Below are 16,367 nucleotides of genomic sequence, written 5' to 3' on the forward strand. Positions count from 1 at the left end.
ATTTGGTAAGGAAAGGCTATGTGGGAACAAGGGTTTGTATTAGCGATTTTGCTTGGCATTATCACTTGTTTGCTTGTCACGAAAATTAAGCCTAGTTATGTCTTTGCGGGTGCCGCTTTTATTGCATTTATGGCGGGAATGATGGATTCAGCCACGATCGCATCCAACTTTACCAACTCTTCGTTATTGACTCTGGTTCTGTTGATTCTTGCATCGTGTGCTTTAGAAAAAACGTTACTGATCAGTTGGGTGAGCCGTAGTATTTCTGAAGGCCAGTTAGGCAGTGTGATCGCTAAGCTCGGTGTATCAACGGCCTTGCTCTCTTCATTCACGAATAATACCGCCGTGGTTGTCTCATTGATTGGGGCGATTAAGCGTAATCAGCAGCATGCGCCTTCGAAATTACTCATCCCGCTGTCTTACGCGGCTATTTTTGGTGGGACATTAACTTTGATAGGTACGTCGACTAACTTAATCATCAACAGCTTTGTTGAAGATGCCGGTTTGCCGAGCCTGAGCTTTTTTACACCCACGATGATTGGCTTGGCGGTGTTGGTGGGAGGAATGCTGATTCTTATCCCGCTCAGTTACTTACTGCCGAACTACGATGATCAAAGTCAAGAAGATTTACCGTACTTTCTTGAGTCTCGCGTAGAGCCTGGTTCACCGTTAGTTGGGCGCACGGTCAGCGAGAATAATTTACGTGCGCTGCGCAAACTGTTTCTTGCGGAGGTTGTACGAGATGGCGTGACGGTTTCCTCTGTAGGACCGGATTTCGTACTCAATGCGAAAGACCGTTTGTTGTTTTGCGGTGATGTTGAGAGCGTCGCGACCCTGCAAGAAATTCCGGGCCTCAAGCTTTTTGGTCAGCAGCACTTGAATGGGCAAAATTTTATTGAAGTTGTGGTGAGCTCATCCGCGACGTTTTGCTATAAAACACTTAAAGAGAGCCGATTCCGTGACCGCTTTGATGCCGTTGTTGTCGCTATTCGTCGTGGCCATGAGCGCCTAGAGGGCGGTTTGGGTAGCATTACCTTAGCGCCAGGTGACACGTTAGTTCTGGTTCCGGGCAAGCGTTTTGAGTCTGAACGCCGAGCTCATCGTAAAGAGTTTGTTTTAGTGCATGATTTGGACTCTAGCGCTCGGCTTGATACGAATAAATCCTCCATCGTGCTACTGGGTTTTGCTGCCGTAATTGGGTGTGCGCTATTAGAACTAGTACCGATTATTAAAGGCCTTGCCGCGTATCTTATTGCACTTATCGCGTTTGGCATTGTACAGATATCAGAACTGCGCCGCCGTTTTCCGATCGATATCGTCGTGATTGTCGGCTCTGCTTTGTCCATCGCTCAATTGATGATCTCTTCCGGCTTGTCAGAGAGAATGGGAGCGATGTTTATTGAAGCGTTCAATGGCTGGGGCGTGTTTGGAGCCTTGGTCGCAACTTACATCATGACATTAGTTCTTACTGAACTGGTGACGAATAATGCCGCGGCTGCGCTTTCTTTTCCTATTGGCTATAGCATGGCGGTCGGTTATGGCGTTGATCCGATGCCATTCATTATGGCGGTCTTGTTTGGCGCCAGTGCGAGCTTTATTTCTCCCTACGGTTATCAAACCAACTTGCTGGTGTACAGCGTAGGAAATTACAAATTGACCGACTATGTGAGAATTGGTGTGCCGATTTCGATTGTGTACTCTGTATTAGTGCTTACTTTGATTCCGGTCTTCTTCCCGTTTTAATTCCGATATTTACAAGGATACGTTATGACTGCCGAAACGACGGTAAAAGATGAAAACATTGTTTGGCACCAGCATTCGGTCGATAAACAGTTTCGTGCTGAATTAAAGAAGCAAAAACCTGCCGTATTGTGGTTTACTGGCTTATCTGGAGCGGGTAAATCAACCGTAGCGGGGGCGTTGGAAAATCGCCTTGCAGCATTGGGTTACCACACCTATTTATTGGATGGTGACAATGTGCGACATGGCCTGTGTAGTGATTTGGGCTTTTCTGAACAGGATCGTCGCGAGAACATTCGTCGTATTGGTGAACTGGCTAAACTGATAGCGGATGCAGGCTTAATTGTGTTGTCGGCGTTCATTTCACCGCATCGTGCAGAGCGACAGCTAGTGCGCGACTTATTGCCAGAAGGTGAGTTTATCGAAGTGTTCGTCAATGCATCTCTAGAAGTCTGCGAAGGTCGCGATCCTAAAGGTTTGTACCGCAAAGCACGTGCGGGAGAAATTCCTAACTTCACTGGTATTGATTCTGAATATCAAGCACCGAAGAATCCGGAAGTCGATTTACCAGCGGGCGAAAAAAGCGTCGATGAGCTGGTGGACTTGTGCTTGGAAGCGCTTAAGTCGCGTGCAGTGATCCGATAAATAAGCATTTGGATCATTGGTGACCTCAAGCTCTTTGAACGGCTTAAGAAGCATTTGGATCATGGGTGGTCAAATGCTTCTCAAACTGCCTACACGGTATGATGAACCGTACTTTTAGCGTCACTATGGACACTAAACCTATGATTTAAAAGCGCAAGCATTTGGTCGTAGTAGTCGGCATGTGGTTTGTTACCGAGCAAGGTACAGAGCTCATTGCCTGTTGGCGTGAAGCGGTAATATAAAAGGCGGACGCCTTTGCTGTTCACGTTCAGCGACAAGTTTTTACCTTGGTAGGTGAGGACCAATGGCGTCTCGATACCAATTTCGCCAGATTCAAGCTCGGTACTATGCAGTAACCCTAGTTCAATCAACAGCAACAAACTTGAATAGGGCAGCTGAAAACTTCCCATGTTTAAGCTGTTGGCGATGTCTCGTTTGCCGAAGCTAAATATTCCTCCTTGCGCTTTATAACCAATCAACAGCTTGCGACTGTGATCCCCTCCAAAACTACACGCCAGAGAGGCGGCTCTTTGCAGAGTTTGCGCTTCTTTTGGTGACATATCTTTGAGGACTTTGAGCGCTTTCATAGACGTTGAGCCTGGGTTTGTCACTTCACGCTTCATCACTTGAGCCCATAACTTTTGCATCGCGCTGTTATGGATGTCTTGAGCCATTTCAAAAAAACGATACAACCAGTCTTGGTCAGGCTCTCCGGCAGTTTCATCTCGGCATGAACTGTGTGCTAGCTTTAAAATCTGCTCTAGGTTTTTTTGTCGCTGTTCTTGGCGTCTCTGTTCACGCAGTTGGGCTCTTTCAAGCGCGGATTTGGCCGGTGGATCGGTTTGCAGTAAGGCATCAAGACCGTGTATTTGGGCAATGGTTTTTACCTTGCTGGCACTGTCTTTGATGTAGCCCTGCTTCTTTTCTTGTTGCGTATTTTTTTGTGCGTTTGACTGATGTTCGATGACAACAGGTTGCTTTGTCGGTTCTGCCATTAATTTTCCTACCAAGAACTGCGCTGTTCGCTTGTTTAAATTTACACCTTATCTAACCAGGCGACCAGATAGGAGTTCTCAGTTTTTGAACGAATAGGGCTATCCAAAATGATAATGAGTTGTTAAAATTGTTATCGTTATTTTGGAGGGACAATGAAGTTCTCAGAAGCAGGTAAATTAAAAAAGCACCTGTCGATAGCGTTTCTTTTGGTTATTTATGTTGGCGTATTAGCGTATTTGTCTCGTTATATCGTGTAACACAGAACTAAAAAAGGCGCCGATGTGACGCCTTAGGTGTACCGATGCATGTCAACGACTTAAACTACATATCGTCGTAGGCTTCTATTTTCGATCCCTCAATAACGTAAGCCGTTTCAGCCAGCTCGTGGCTTATCGTCTCGGTTTTCAGCTCCCCAACCACATATATGACATCCCACAGTTCTTGAACGGGTGCGCCTTTGGGAAACTTCACGTAAATGATTTGGTTTGGTGGCGGTGGTGGTACGTGGATACAAGCTCCAAAGTATGGCACCAACAAAAACTCGGTGACGGTATTCGCGTCACCTTCAAGCGGGATGACAAAGCCCGGGATTTTAACTTGGCTTCCATTTAGCTCTGGTCGAACGTTACCAATTTTAGACTGTTGCGCTGCGCCGCCACTGTGATCAGAAGCTGGCATGCCCACGCTGTCGAACAGTTTGCGTTCTTTCTCAGGTACTAGATCAATCCAGTCGAGCGTTAATGGCTCCTCGCTTGCGAGTACTGGTGCTATAAATGAGACGATCAGCAAGCAACTTGCGAGTATTTTTCTCCACATTTTATTAAATCCTTATTGTCATTCCGTCACTTAGTGACTGTCGGTAGGCGCGAAAAGCCGGGATGAAACCAATTACAATTCCAGCGCATTGTACGAAACCTAATAGCATCCATTCATAGGGCGATAAGAGGCTTAAAGTCAGATGTATTCCATAATGCTGTTGAATGATGGGTTGCACGATGGCGAGAATGGCATACAGCCCTGCCACTCCGGTCACAATTCCGGCAGCAGTAAGTAGACTGGCTTCGCTGATCAACAATGAGAAAACATGACGAGGTCTTGCTCCCATAGCGCGCAAAATCGCCATTTCACGGCGGCGCTCCTGCAAGCTGGTTAATAAGCTGCTTAGCATGCCGAGTAATCCTGCAATCACCACAAAGCCAGACACTGCCATTAAGGCTTGCTCGGCAACAGACATCATTCCCCACAGTTCATGCAACGCAACTCCGGGCATAATCGCGCTAAGCGGTTCTTTGGGATAAGTGTTGATTTGCCTTTGTAGGGCGAAAGTCTGAATACGAGATTTCAAACCGACCAGCATCGCGGTAATTTGCTTGGGCTGAAAGTCTCTGTTTTTGAGGTCTTGTGCCTTGGGTGTTGGGCCTAAACGTGCACCGCTTTCCCATCCGACGTGGATGGCTTCGATGGCTTCTAGCGATACATGGACGGTTTTGTCGACTGGCGTGCCAGTGGGCGCAAGAATACCGACAACTTTGAATGGCAGGTTGTCATGTCGGCTAAAGCCTACATCACTAATGCCGTGGGCAATGATGATTTCACTACCGACGTGATACCCCAGCTGTTTTGCGACATCAGAACCGAGCACGGTTTCAAATAAACCATTGAATTCTCGGCCTTCTGAAAAGGTTAGTGGTTGCTTACTTCCGAATTTATAGTGTTCAAAATAGCTGTGGTTGGTTCCCATTACTCGGAATCCTTTGTGTGAGTCGCCAAGTGAGATTGGAATCGCCCAATCTACTGCTCGATGATTGGCAAACTCTTGGTAGCTCTTCCAGTCAATGTTGTTGGTGGCATTGCCAATGCGAAATACAGAGTAGAGCAGCAAGTTCACTTGTCCAGAACGGCCACCAATGATGAGGTCGGTGCCTGAAATTGTATTGGCGAAGCTATCTTTTGCCTGAGTACGAATGCGTTCTACTCCTAAAAGGAGTATGACAGAAATCGCGACAGTCATGATGGTTAATATTGCCGTCGCCTTACGATTGATTAAGCTCTTCCACGCGAGCTTTGCAACAGCGCTCATGATGCGGCTCCTAGGTCAGATGCTTGGTTAATATCTGGTAGGTTAAGTGTGCGGTCAAATAAGGGCTCAAGCGTTGGATCGTGACTGACGAAGATCAGCGTAGCGTTGGCTTGATTCGTTTGCTCCATCAGGAGTTCAATAAACGCTTTACGGTTATCATGGTCTAAAGCGGAGGTTGGCTCGTCAGCAATCACTAACCCCGGATACCCAATGAGTGCTCGTGCAGCCGCAACACGTTGTTGTTGGCCAATGCTCAGTTCCGATACAGGACGTGCATGAAGCTCGCTGGGTAGGTGGAGTCTTTCAAGCAGAGCTTGAGCTTGCTCTCCTAACGTTTGAGATGGCGCTCTTGAATGAGCGCGGCCACGTCGTGTTTGACTGAATTGGCAAGGCAGTAGTACGTTTTCAAGTACGTTTAAATAAGGCAATAAATTGAACTGCTGAAAGATATAGCCAATGTGATCGGCGCGAAATTTGTCTCTTTGACTTGCACTTAAACTAACAAGGTCAGTGTTCAGTACGGATAGAGAGCCTGATGTTAACGTGTTGATGCCAGTTAGTAGGGCAAGCAGCGTAGATTTACCGCAGCCACTGGGACCTTTGATAAATACGTGCTCACCTTGGGCAATATGTAACTGTGGAATATGAATGGTTGCGTTTGTTGAACCGGGCCAGACAAACTGGGCATTATTTAGCTCAACAACGTTTGACATGATTTCAGTCATACTAAATCACCAAAGCATTGGCGTGTAAGTGTGTACTTACACGCCACTCGTGTTATTTGATTACGATTTGGGAGTTATCTTTGCTCAGTTTGATGGCTGATTGCATGGTGTCAGTGAATATATTGACGTTGATTGACTCAGTCGTTGGAAATTGATTAAACCAGTCGGTTTGAATGTGACTGAGTTGGTTAACTTGGGCGCAGCTGAAGCGATATTGCACTGAAAACTCACCATGTCCGCCATTTTCATGCTCCTCATGGTGAGCATCGTGACCGTCATGGTGCTCATGTTCATCATGATGTTCATTGTGGTGATTATGGTGTTCGTGCCCTTCATGATCGTGATTTGCATGGTCATCATGGTCGTGCTCGCTATGATCATGGTCTTCATGAGGGGTGCTGAGGTTATGGTTTACGTAAGCTTCTTCAATATCACAATTGGCTTGCGCGTTAATCGCAAACAGTGTGTTGCTGTCTTCTAGGGTGGCAGTGGCTTGTTTAAGTGCTTGCTCTTGTTGTTCATTTTCTGGAGCATGCTCGAAACCGACCACATCGGCTCCGGGAGCAGTAATCTCCACTAACAGATCCTTTCCATCTTGGGCGATATTAAATTCGACGTGACCATGCACATGAGCACCGTGCTGGCGGTATTCGTCCGCATTTGCTGCTGTCGATAAAGAGAGACCAATGACAAGCGCTAAAACATGTTTCGATGACATTTTGTGTTTCCTAATTTTGCTGGCACTAACCCGAGCAATACCGGATCAGATTTGTATTTACTAAGGTGCGATTCGCTGACACGTTAGGTGCAGGAATACGCACAAATTATGTTGAGTGTGGAATAGTTTGGAAATTAAGCAAAATAAGGCGGGGCACGAGCTGCACCACGAATGTCTTCACTATTAACAAGGCGCTGAAAGACATCATGGTATTGGATGCGCGTAAATGTTGGCGTCGATAGGGTCGGTTGAGCTTTGGCTATGCCGTGCTGAACCCCAGAAAATAGCTGGCAATGATGGTGTGTGTGGTGTTCGGGAGTCAGATCAACTTGATGAAGGATTACCGCAAAGTTCCAAGCGATCAGCAACGCGACACTGAAAAATAAAACAGAGCGATGCCAATGCTTCCGTATCTTTTGCTGGTGGTGGTACATCTGAGCTCCTCTTACCGACTGTTATAATATAACACCCATAATGAGTAAAAGTTCACTCTTTTGTTGGCTAGTGGGAAAATTTACGTCAACACATGCGATGTCGCCGAATCTGAGACAGTCTCCTTGGTGGAATCACTGAGCGTTCAACTAGGGGCAACAGAAACCTCAAGCTTTAAGTTTGGTCGCATGGCTCCTTATACTGCGTACTACGGATATTAAGGAGCCAAGCAACGAGACTAGATGTTCTGTTTAATTAGCTCGATCACCTTTGCAATTTCATCTTGCTCAAGTGCGCCTTCTTTTACAAACAGCACTTTACCTGTTTTGTCTTGAACAATAATGGCAGAGCTTTCTTCTTTAAGATCCCAAGTGTTGGCGACTACGCCATTTTCATCCAGAACCATAGATGACCAAGGAAACTCTTTTTTGCTGTCTTGGGCTGAAGATTTCACGAACGAACCTGTCCCCCAGATTGCATCATCTTGGTTAATGATCGTAGTTGTTTGGTAGCTTTCTTGCGGGAATTGCGCGGCGGTTATTGCTGACATCAAAGGGGCGTTCATTTCTTTTGAACTGCTACGACCTGCGATTGCTTGAATAACACGAACCTTACCCTGCATATGCTGGGTTGCCCATGGTTGGTATGCCACGCCCTCACCTTGCAAAACAATCTCGCCATAAGCCGCGACCTTGGCAGAAGGAACGGTCTCACCGACAGATAGGTTGTGTGCAAACGCAAAGCTTGGCGTTATAGCCAATAGTAGAGGTAGGAGAGTCTTAGTTTTCATATTGTTATATTCCGTACGAGTTGGAAGTTTTCCAGTATATATCCAGATCTAGGAAATTTGTAGAACTGTTGATAACATTTATTTAACGTATGGGGTGGTGTAATATTGCGTTATATTTAGAATTTGCTAAAATGAACTTCGTCGCAGATTGCGCATCAAGATTGCAGAGGATAAATAAGCAATCCGTGTTTTCTCAAAGGAATTGAGGTGAGTTATGCTACGTGAGTTTGCTGTATACCGACCATTACAAGTGGCACGTTTCGTTAAAACGTTGTTCAAAGGTCAATTCTTTATTGCTGGGGTTGGATGTTTTCAGTTCGACAATGGCAAAGTTTTGCTCCCTGACGTCAACGATCAGAAAAGACTCACCATCTTTAAAGAAGTCAACCAAGTGATTGCTTCGCTGTCTGTTTAAGAGCCCGTTGGCTTGAATTTAGTTTTCGATTTCAAAAAAGAGCGACCTATTCGGTCGCTCTTTTTGGTTTGAGTTAGTCCTAGGAACTAACTTTGTAAGCTGGGTGGAAAGCAAACACCTGTGCCACCGATACCGCAGTAACCGTCAGGGTTTTTAGCCAGGTATTGCTGGTGGTAAGTTTCGGCAAAATAATACGGGCCCGCTGGCTGTATCTCAGTGGTGATGTTCGCGCGTAGTTCCTCTTGCAGTGCTTGTTGATACAAGAGCTTCGATTTTTCTGCGCTCTCTTGCTGCTTCGCGGAATAAGTGTAAATAGCCGAACGGTATTGTGTGCCCAAATCGTTACCTTGACGCATCCCCTGGGTTGGGTCATGTTTCTCCCAAAAAACGGCCAGTAGTTTTTCTAAGGAAATCACGCGTTCATCGAAGACGACTCGTACTACCTCTGTATGGCCTGTTTTACCCGTACACACCTCTTCATAAGTAGGATTGGGTGTATATCCACCGGCGTAGCCAACCGAAGTGGAGATAACCCCATCCAGTTGCCAAAATACGCGCTCAGCGCCCCAAAAGCAGCCCATTCCCAGCAGAATTTGTTGTTGATGCGGCTCCAATGGTGCCTTTAAGTTAGATTTATTTACAAAATGATGATCTTCAACCTGCATCGGTTGATCTCTACCTGGCAAGGCATCTTCTATACTGATCAATGTTTGTTTGTTGAGCATGGTATTTGTCCTTCAATACGTGTCTTAAATTTGCGAACTTTTTCATTTCGTCTGTATCTGATGCTGTGATGACATAGACCGCGTTAAACCTATTAATATTACAGACTTAGACTTTAATTGGCGTTATCATTATTTACGTTTACTTAACCTCATTCAGCCAAAAACGCATGATAAAAAAAGCTCTCCTCACCATTGTTGGCCTGTTTGCCTTTTCTCATGGTGCCTACGCCGATGTTTCTTTGACTTTAAAAGGCATCGATGGCGCTTTAGAAGAGAATGTCAGTGCGTACCTGTCGTCCATTCCAGCGAAGGACTACTCCACTTCTCTGCGTTTTCAAGCGAGATTAGATCAAAGTATCACTGAAGCTCTTAATGCGCTTGGGTATTATCATGCAAAAATTTCATACTCTATTCCGGAAGGGAATGATGAGTTGATCGTCAGCATCAAGCCGGGTTTACCTGTGAAAGTGAAAGTCATGGATGTGGTGATCACAGGTGAAGCAAAAGACGATGAAGAGTTCGCCAAACTTATTGAACGTTCACCGCTTAAAGTCGGCAAAGTATTGAATCAAGGTGAATACGATAGCCTGAAATCGGGTATTCGTAACTTGGCGTTGCAGCGTGGTTATTTCAATGGTGATTACAAGCTCAGCAAACTTGAAGTGATTCCTGACTTCAATGAAGCGAATGTGCGTTTGCATTATGACAGTGGTATTCGTTATCACTTTGGTCCGATTAACATTACTGGCAGTCAGATTTGGGAAAACCGTGTTGAATCAATGCAACCTTTTGAAATTGGTGAACCTTACTTGGTTTCGCAAGTGGGGGAGTACAACCAAAATCTGTCTAATACCGATTGGTTTTCATCGGTTTTTGTGGAGCCTGATTTAAGTAAATTGGATGAGGGACGCGAATTGCCAATTAAGGTCTCGCTCGCGCCAGCGTCAAAAAACCAAATAGAAACCGGTCTTGGTTACTCGACCGATACTGGTGTGCGTGGCACGTTAAAATGGAAAAAACCATGGGTTAGTTCACGTGGCCACAGCTTTAATACGGCGTTATCACTATCAAAGCCAGAACAGACGATCACGGCAGGCTACAAAATCCCGCTTGATGATGTATTGCGTGAATACTACCAACTGCAATTTGGTTTAAAGCACCTTGATAACCGAGATACGGAGAGTTTGGAATCCAACCTGGCAGTTGAGCGACATTGGCTAACCGATGGCGGCTGGCATAAAACCATTTATGTTCGTCACTTGTACGAAAACTTCTCTCAAGGTCTGCAAGATGATGGGGTGCAATTTGTTTTACCCGGAGTTACTTTTTCACGAACTCGTGTCCGTGGTGGCAACATGCCAATGTGGGGGGATAAGCAAAGTGTAACGATCGAATATGGTGATCCTGCTTTGCTGTCAGAAACGCGAGTATTGCGCCTATTAGGGCGATCATCTTGGATCCGCGGGATCGGTGATAATCATCGTGGTTTGTTCCGTTTAGAAGGTGGTGCGAACATCACTGACGAATTTGAAAAGCTTTCGCCTTCTCTGCGTTTCTTCGCTGGTGGTGATAACAACATTCGTGGTTATGGATATGAGTCTATTTCACCTGTGGATGAAAGTGGCGCCTTGACGGGTGGTAAATACATCGTTAGCAGCACATTAGAATATCAATATCGCGTGTATGGAAACTGGTGGGCAGCCACCTTCTACGATATTGGTGATGCATTTAACGAAACACCTGAATGGAAATCGGGTGCTGGTGTGGGTATCCGTTGGGCGTCTCCGGTTGGACCGGTTAGCTTTGATTTTGCGTGGGGACTGGATGAAAAACCAGAAAGAGAGTTCCGCATCCACTTCTCATTGGGGCCTGAGTTATGATCAAAATGATGTTTAAGTGGACCAAATGGCTGTCGCTAAGTTTGATTGGTCTATTGCTGTTGCTCATCATTTTTGTTGCGACAGTGCTATTTACTCACCCTGGTCTTAAGCTCGCGTTGTGGGGAGCAGAAAAGGCTTTACCGCAACTACAGATAGAGAAAGTTCAGGGTTCATTATTTCCTCGTTTTGAGCTACAGAACGTCAGTTTTGTCGACGAATCTTTGAACATCGACGCAAAAGTCGATCGTTTAGCGTTAGCGGTTAACTTCCGTTGTTTCTTTGATCCTAAAGTCTGTGTCGATGAGCTAACCCTGCAAGGTGTTAACTTTCAGATGCCAGAGCTCCCTCCGGCAGGCGAAGAGCCAGAGGAGACACCACCATTACGTACAGTCAGTACACCAGTCCCTATTTTTGTTAATAAGGTCAGTTTTGATGACATTAACTTAAACATTTTAGGCAACCAAATTGACTGGCAAGATTTCTCTACCGGGCTTTCTATGCAAGGCGACCGTTTAGTGATTGCGCCGACGGCATTAAAAGACATCAATGTTGCACTGGCTCCAAGTGAAGATGATCCTGAAGCGGCCACAGACGAGCCGAAAGACGCTGACGCTCCGCCGCAAGATATTGTGTTACCCGAGGTGTGGATTCCACTCACTGTGGAAGCAAGACGCCTCGATATTCATAACTTCAAGCTTGCAGGTGAGAAGCCGGTGATCGTTCACCACCTTGGTGTTGTAGCGAAAGCGGGGGGCGACCGTGTGGATGTGAAAACATTAGAACTCGATATGCCTGAAGTGGAAGGTAAGTTAAGCACGCAAGTAACGCTTTCTGCTGACTATCCTCTCAAAGTTAAGCTCGATGCGCTGGTGAAGCAAGCGGATGCGAAAGGGCAAAAGCTGTCGCTGTCAGTTGTTGGTTCGGTGGGAGATCTTTCTCTCACTGCGATCTTATCTGAACTAGTCGAAGCGGAGATCAAAGGTGAACTTCAGCCCCTGAAAGCGCAGTTACCCTTTGATGTTGCAATCAAAAATGTGCAAGCGCAATGGCCGTTAATCGGTCAAAGTGATTATCAAGTATCGGTACCAAGTTTATCTGCAAAAGGTTCCCTGGACGGATACTCCGTGGCACTAGAAACACAAGCTTCGGGTAAAGATATTCCTGCTGTAGATGTTGCACTAAACGGCAAAGGCACATTAGAGCAAATCGATCTTGAAAGCCTGGTAGTCAAAACATTGGGCGGTGAGCTATCCGGTCAGGTGATGGCGAATTGGGCTGCGCCAATCAACTGGCAAGCTGACCTTAATTTGCAACATATTCAACCAGGGCTTCAATGGGAAGAAGCGGAAGGCGATATAAGTGGCAGCCTCTCGACTTCAGGTTCTTTAACAGAACAAGGCGGTTGGCAAGTCAGTTTACCTAAGTTAGATATCGATGGCATTTTGCGCGGTTATCCGCTGAATGTTGAAGGCCAACTGGAAGCGTCTGATAAGAATGGCAAAGGTGAAGACATTCAGCTTACCACGCAAGGTTTAGCGCTTTCTCATGGCCCTAACCAATTGAGTGCCAAGGGTAAGATTGATAAGCAGATATTAATGGATGTTGAGGTTAACTTCCCCGATTTTGCTAAAAGTGTTCCGGATCTAGCGGGTAAGATGCAAGGCAACGTGGCGCTGCGTGGTAGCTTGAAAGAGCCTGACATCAAATTAGACCTAGCGCTAAATCAAGTGAACTGGCAGCAGCAAGCGAACGTCGAAAACATAACTTTGAAGGGGGATGTGACGCCTCTGCCAGCACCGAAAGCGAACTTAAGCCTCATTGCTAACAACATTACCTACGACGACATTAAAGTTGATAGTGCAGACCTTGAAGTTTCTGGGGATGAAAAACTGCACCAACTGACGCTAGATGTGGTGTCTGACATTGTATCAACCAGCTTAGAAATTGAAGGCTCATTCATACAGAAGCCGCAAATGATCTGGGATGGTGCATTGCGTCGTCTTACTTTGAGCACGCCGCAGGGACCTTGGACGTTGCAGAAATCGACGGCGGTTAAAGTCAACATTGATAAACAAATCGCTGATGTTCAAGCACATTGTTGGCTGCAAGCCAATTCGAGTGTTTGTTTGACCGAAGATATTAGTGTTGGTCAAAGTGGCGAAGCCAAGTTAGCTGTGAACGACTTTGACTTTGAACAAATCAAGCAGTTCCTGCCGCCAGAGACGAAATTACAAGGGTCGGTCAACGCGCAAGCGACAGCAAAATGGGCACCAGAGATGAAACCGGAAGTCACGGTGAACGTTGATATGCCTAAAGGTCAAGTAGAGCAAGCATTAGAGCAGCCGATAACTCTTGGTTGGGAAAGCTTTAGCTTTAAAGCGGCGCTGGCAAAAGACAAGTTAGATGCTGAGTGGTTATTTGATGTGAGAGACAACGGTGACTTATCTGGTCAGGTTTCTTTGGTCGATGTAACGTCTGAGCAGCCTGAGATTGACGGTAAGGTCTCGCTATCGACATTCCATCTGGATTTCTTAGCGCCGTTGATAGGTGAGTACAGCCTATTCAAAGCGAACATGAATACTGATTTGGCGATATCTGGTGATGTTATGCACCCTAAAGTCAACGGTCAGTTCTTGATTGATCAAATGAAGCTACAAGGTGAAGTCACGCCGATAGACATTAACTCCGGTCAGGTCGCGATCAACTTTAAAGGTCACCAAGCGGATCTTGATGCGGGTATCATTACGCCAGATGGTGAGTTGGAAGTGACCGGTGAGGCCGATTGGCAGGATCTACAAAATTGGCATATCAAAGCGCGCGTATTTGCGAAAGAGCTTCAGGTGGATCTTCCACCAATGGTAAAAATCAAAGTTGAGCCGGACATGACCATTGATGTCACACCACAGCTTGCTAAGGTCGAAGGTAATATTAATCTGCCTTGGGGACGAGTTGTGGTTGAAGAGCTGCCACCAAGTGCGGTTGGTGTTTCAAGCGACACCGTGATTTTGGACCAGAACTTACAGCCTGTGAGTGATATCGAGCCAATGCCATTTGATGTTGAAACGGATATCAACATTAAGATCGGTGATGACTTCCAACTGGCCGCCTTTGGCTTGAAAGGTGGTCTGAAAGGTAACCTCAATGTTACACAGAAAGATAAAGGTCCGTTCATCGTTGGTGAGGTTAATATCGTCGACGGTTCTTACCGTTCTTTTGGTCAGGATTTGGTGATTGAAGAAGGTAAGATCTTAATGAATGGCCCGGCAGATCAGCCGTACGTTTCTATTAAGGCGATTCGAAATCCAGATAATACCCAAGATGACGTGATTGCTGGTGTGCGTGTAACAGGACCAGCATCGGATCCAAATGTGGAGATATTCTCTGAGCCAGCGATGCCTCAAGCGAATGCGCTCTCTTACCTACTTCGCGGTCAAGACATTGATGGCGAAGCGGGAGGCAATGCTATGACCACCACGTTGATCGGCCTAAGTTTGGCAAAGAGTGGACGCGTGGTTGGTGAAATCGGCGAAGCCTTTGGGGTTCAAGATTTACAATTGGATACGGCGGGTTCGGGCGATGATTCTCAAGTGACCGTCAGTGGTTACATTCTGCCGGGATTACAGGTGAAATACGGCGTCGGCATCTTTAACTCACTAGGCGAGTTCACAGTGCGTTATCGATTGATGCAAGATCTGTATTTAGAGGCGGTTTCTGGTGTAGATAGTGCGGTTGACCTACTCTATCAATTTGAGTTCGATTAGAGCTTGTTCGCCTGCGTACATAAAGTTCATGACTAAGGAGTGGTTATGCAGCATTTAGTTTTTGTATATGGGACCTTGCGTAAAGGAGAGTGTAATCATCACTTTCTGAGCTCGGCCCAGTTTCTTGGTCAGCATGAAACGGATGCTCAGTTCGCACTGTATGACTTAGGTCCTTATCCCGCGTTGTCTGTTGGGCAGCGTTCGATACAAGGTGAAGTGTATCTGATTGATGATGAAACCTTATCCGAGCTAGATAAGTTGGAAGATGTGCCAGTAGAGTATCGTCGAGAGAGCATCGTCACGCCGTTTGGCCAAGCTTGGATCTACTTGTATCAAGATACTGAACAACTGACCGAAGAAATCGCTTCCGGAGATTGGTGTCAAAAGGTGTGAGCTATACTGACATTATCAACAGCGACGAGCTGGTCACTAAGGAGTCATGATGAAGGTATTCGTAATTGGAGCAATGGCGTTGATTCTTGCTGCATGCGCGCAAACAACCCTGCCGACCTCGAGTAATGCTACCGACTGGCAAGCGTTTGGTAAGCAGTCTGCCTTAGATGGATTAAGAGTTTTATCTGAAGATCGCATCGCTGCACTGGATGGTACTAATCATGCTACGCCTGAACTGATCATGGCCTATCAAACGGGTTATCAGCAAGGGAAGCAAGAGTATTGTGAACAAAGCGCGTATATGCTTGGTGTTATCGGGCGTCCGTATTTTGGTATTTGTGATGACCTAGACCCTTTCTTTCAGCATGACTATGACGCCGGCCGAATGTCATCTGCAGGCGCACCTATCTAGTTGACTTACACAAGATGAAAAGCAAAAGAGCAGCCCTAAAGCTGCTCTTTTTAATTTTGTATCAGCAGCAGTGATGCTTATTTTTTCTGAGCGCGCTCGTAAGATTCTAGGATTTCAGCTTTAGCGGCAGCAACATCTGCCCAACCATCCACTTTCACCCATTTACCTGCTTCAAGCTCTTTGTAACGCTCAAAGAATTGCGTGATCTGCGCTTTCAGTAGTTCTGGGATATCGTCCACATCTTGGATGTGATCGTACTCTTTCGAGATTTTGGTGTGTGGAACCGCAAACACTTTTGCGTCTTCACCTGACTCATCCGTCATCTTCAAAACGCCAACAGGACGGCAGCGAATCACTGAACCTGGCATAAGTGGGTATGGTGTTGGTACCAGTACGTCGACTGGGTCGCCATCAAGAGACAGCGTATTGTTCACGTAGCCATAGTTACATGGGTAGAACATCGGTGCAGACATGAAACGGTCGACAAATACCGCACCAGAGTCTTTATCTACTTCGTACTTGATTGGATCTGCATTTGCAGGAATTTCGATCACGACATAGATATCTTCAGGCAGCGACTTGCCTGCTGGCACATGGTTTAAGCTCATTAGAATATTCCTTTTCATTAACGATGAGTCACACAGAAGCGGCTTCA

Annotated in this window: 16 protein-coding genes; 7 read left to right on the forward strand and 9 right to left on the reverse strand. The window is 46.1% G+C overall.

What is annotated here, in order from left to right; translation table 11 throughout:
- Window positions 1-18: 18 nt before the first annotated feature.
- Window positions 19-1,743, forward strand: a complete 1,725-nt coding sequence (locus LIX84_RS13445; RefSeq protein WP_005392351.1) for an SLC13 family permease — start codon at window positions 19-21, stop codon at window positions 1,741-1,743.
- A 24-nt stretch (window positions 1,744-1,767) separates the two neighbouring features.
- Window positions 1,768-2,385 (forward strand): adenylyl-sulfate kinase, encoded by a 618-nt coding sequence (cysC, locus tag LIX84_RS13450; RefSeq protein ID WP_226421511.1) that lies wholly within the window; start codon window positions 1,768-1,770, stop codon window positions 2,383-2,385.
- An 89-nt stretch (window positions 2,386-2,474) separates the two neighbouring features.
- On the opposite strand, the gene LIX84_RS13455 is transcribed toward cysC, so the two are convergent.
- The 7 genes from LIX84_RS13455 to LIX84_RS13485 all read right to left on the reverse strand — a co-directional run bounded on the left by LIX84_RS13455 (window position 2,475) and on the right by LIX84_RS13485 (window position 8,126).
- Window positions 2,475-3,380: a TIGR03899 family protein gene (locus tag LIX84_RS13455; protein WP_114323091.1), complete on the reverse strand. Its 906-nt coding sequence runs from the start codon at window positions 3,378-3,380 to the stop codon at window positions 2,475-2,477.
- Window positions 3,381-3,702: 322 nt separating this feature from the next.
- Window positions 3,703-4,197, reverse strand: coding sequence for a DUF3299 domain-containing protein (locus tag LIX84_RS13460; protein WP_012841166.1), 495 nt, complete (start codon window positions 4,195-4,197; stop codon window positions 3,703-3,705).
- 4 nt (window positions 4,198-4,201) lie between these two features.
- Window positions 4,202-5,461, reverse strand: a complete 1,260-nt coding sequence (locus LIX84_RS13465) for an ABC transporter permease (protein ID WP_046874051.1) — start codon at window positions 5,459-5,461, stop codon at window positions 4,202-4,204.
- Window positions 5,458-6,186, reverse strand: coding sequence for an ABC transporter ATP-binding protein (locus tag LIX84_RS13470; protein WP_226421512.1), 729 nt, complete (start codon window positions 6,184-6,186; stop codon window positions 5,458-5,460). The genes LIX84_RS13465 and LIX84_RS13470 overlap by 4 nt, the downstream gene beginning before the upstream one ends.
- A 52-nt stretch (window positions 6,187-6,238) precedes the next feature.
- The gene (gene zrgA, locus LIX84_RS13475) at window positions 6,239-6,904 is read right to left on the reverse strand and encodes a zinc uptake protein ZrgA (protein ID WP_226421513.1); all 666 of its coding nucleotides are present in this window, start codon (window positions 6,902-6,904) and stop codon (window positions 6,239-6,241) included.
- A 134-nt stretch (window positions 6,905-7,038) separates the two neighbouring features.
- On the reverse strand, window positions 7,039-7,338 hold the full coding sequence (locus tag LIX84_RS13480; RefSeq protein WP_226421514.1) for a DUF2607 family protein: 300 nt from the start codon (window positions 7,336-7,338) through the stop codon (window positions 7,039-7,041).
- Window positions 7,339-7,574: 236 nt separating this feature from the next.
- A complete protein-coding gene (locus LIX84_RS13485) occupies window positions 7,575-8,126 on the reverse strand; it encodes a YtfJ family protein (RefSeq protein ID WP_005392336.1) in 552 nt (183 codons plus the stop codon).
- A 214-nt stretch (window positions 8,127-8,340) separates the two neighbouring features.
- Here LIX84_RS13485 and LIX84_RS13490 point away from each other — a divergent pair, with 214 nt between their 5' ends.
- Window positions 8,341-8,541 carry a DUF1107 domain-containing protein gene (locus LIX84_RS13490; protein ID WP_012841164.1) on the forward strand — a complete coding sequence of 67 codons (201 nt, stop codon included), beginning with the start codon at window positions 8,341-8,343 and terminating at the stop codon, window positions 8,539-8,541.
- Window positions 8,542-8,627: 86 nt separating this feature from the next.
- On the opposite strand, the gene msrA is transcribed toward LIX84_RS13490, so the two are convergent.
- Window positions 8,628-9,266 carry a peptide-methionine (S)-S-oxide reductase MsrA gene (msrA, locus tag LIX84_RS13495; protein WP_005392333.1) on the reverse strand — a complete coding sequence of 213 codons (639 nt, stop codon included), beginning with the start codon at window positions 9,264-9,266 and terminating at the stop codon, window positions 8,628-8,630.
- Window positions 9,267-9,433: 167 nt separating this feature from the next.
- Between msrA and tamA the strand changes: the two genes are divergently transcribed.
- From tamA to LIX84_RS13515, 4 genes are read left to right on the forward strand one after another with little or no spacing between them, the layout of a single operon-like run.
- The gene (gene tamA / locus LIX84_RS13500) at window positions 9,434-11,146 is read left to right on the forward strand and encodes an autotransporter assembly complex protein TamA (protein ID WP_226421515.1); all 1,713 of its coding nucleotides are present in this window, start codon (window positions 9,434-9,436) and stop codon (window positions 11,144-11,146) included.
- Complete coding sequence (gene tamB / locus LIX84_RS13505; RefSeq protein ID WP_226421516.1) at window positions 11,143-14,907, forward strand: autotransporter assembly complex protein TamB; 3,765 nt, start codon at window positions 11,143-11,145, stop codon at window positions 14,905-14,907. The genes tamA and tamB overlap by 4 nt, the downstream gene beginning before the upstream one ends.
- A 45-nt stretch (window positions 14,908-14,952) precedes the next feature.
- Window positions 14,953-15,300, forward strand: a complete 348-nt coding sequence (locus LIX84_RS13510) for a gamma-glutamylcyclotransferase family protein (RefSeq protein WP_012841162.1) — start codon at window positions 14,953-14,955, stop codon at window positions 15,298-15,300.
- Between the two features lie 49 nt (window positions 15,301-15,349).
- Window positions 15,350-15,712: a DUF2799 domain-containing protein gene (locus LIX84_RS13515; RefSeq protein WP_048626593.1), complete on the forward strand. Its 363-nt coding sequence runs from the start codon at window positions 15,350-15,352 to the stop codon at window positions 15,710-15,712.
- A gap of 77 nt (window positions 15,713-15,789) precedes the next feature.
- Here LIX84_RS13515 and ppa read toward each other — a convergent pair whose 3' ends face one another.
- Window positions 15,790-16,320 carry an inorganic diphosphatase gene (gene ppa, locus LIX84_RS13520; RefSeq protein WP_012841160.1) on the reverse strand — a complete coding sequence of 177 codons (531 nt, stop codon included), beginning with the start codon at window positions 16,318-16,320 and terminating at the stop codon, window positions 15,790-15,792.
- Window positions 16,321-16,367 lie beyond the last annotated feature (47 nt).

This window comes from Vibrio sp. E14 (assembly GCF_020515785.1).
Classification (GTDB): domain Bacteria; phylum Pseudomonadota; class Gammaproteobacteria; order Enterobacterales; family Vibrionaceae; genus Vibrio; species Vibrio diabolicus.

Bases quoted from the DNA above. Each gene is read 5' to 3' on its own strand.
- LIX84_RS13445 (WP_005392351.1), top strand. From the start codon at position 19: ATGTGGGAACAAGGGTTTGTATTAGCGATTTTGCTTGGCATTATCACT.
- cysC (WP_226421511.1), top strand. From the start codon at position 1,768: ATGACTGCCGAAACGACGGTAAAAGATGAAAACATTGTTTGGCACCAG.
- LIX84_RS13455 (WP_114323091.1), bottom strand. From the start codon at position 3,380: ATGGCAGAACCGACAAAGCAACCTGTTGTCATCGAACATCAGTCAAAC.
- LIX84_RS13460 (WP_012841166.1), bottom strand. From the start codon at position 4,197: ATGTGGAGAAAAATACTCGCAAGTTGCTTGCTGATCGTCTCATTTATA.
- LIX84_RS13465 (WP_046874051.1), bottom strand. From the start codon at position 5,461: ATGAGCGCTGTTGCAAAGCTCGCGTGGAAGAGCTTAATCAATCGTAAG.
- LIX84_RS13470 (WP_226421512.1), bottom strand. From the start codon at position 6,186: ATGACTGAAATCATGTCAAACGTTGTTGAGCTAAATAATGCCCAGTTT.
- zrgA (WP_226421513.1), bottom strand. From the start codon at position 6,904: ATGTCATCGAAACATGTTTTAGCGCTTGTCATTGGTCTCTCTTTATCG.
- LIX84_RS13480 (WP_226421514.1), bottom strand. From the start codon at position 7,338: ATGTACCACCACCAGCAAAAGATACGGAAGCATTGGCATCGCTCTGTT.
- LIX84_RS13485 (WP_005392336.1), bottom strand. From the start codon at position 8,126: ATGAAAACTAAGACTCTCCTACCTCTACTATTGGCTATAACGCCAAGC.
- LIX84_RS13490 (WP_012841164.1), top strand. From the start codon at position 8,341: ATGCTACGTGAGTTTGCTGTATACCGACCATTACAAGTGGCACGTTTC.
- msrA (WP_005392333.1), bottom strand. From the start codon at position 9,266: ATGCTCAACAAACAAACATTGATCAGTATAGAAGATGCCTTGCCAGGT.
- tamA (WP_226421515.1), top strand. From the start codon at position 9,434: ATGATAAAAAAAGCTCTCCTCACCATTGTTGGCCTGTTTGCCTTTTCT.
- tamB (WP_226421516.1), top strand. From the start codon at position 11,143: ATGATCAAAATGATGTTTAAGTGGACCAAATGGCTGTCGCTAAGTTTG.
- LIX84_RS13510 (WP_012841162.1), top strand. From the start codon at position 14,953: ATGCAGCATTTAGTTTTTGTATATGGGACCTTGCGTAAAGGAGAGTGT.
- LIX84_RS13515 (WP_048626593.1), top strand. From the start codon at position 15,350: ATGAAGGTATTCGTAATTGGAGCAATGGCGTTGATTCTTGCTGCATGC.
- ppa (WP_012841160.1), bottom strand. From the start codon at position 16,320: ATGAGCTTAAACCATGTGCCAGCAGGCAAGTCGCTGCCTGAAGATATC.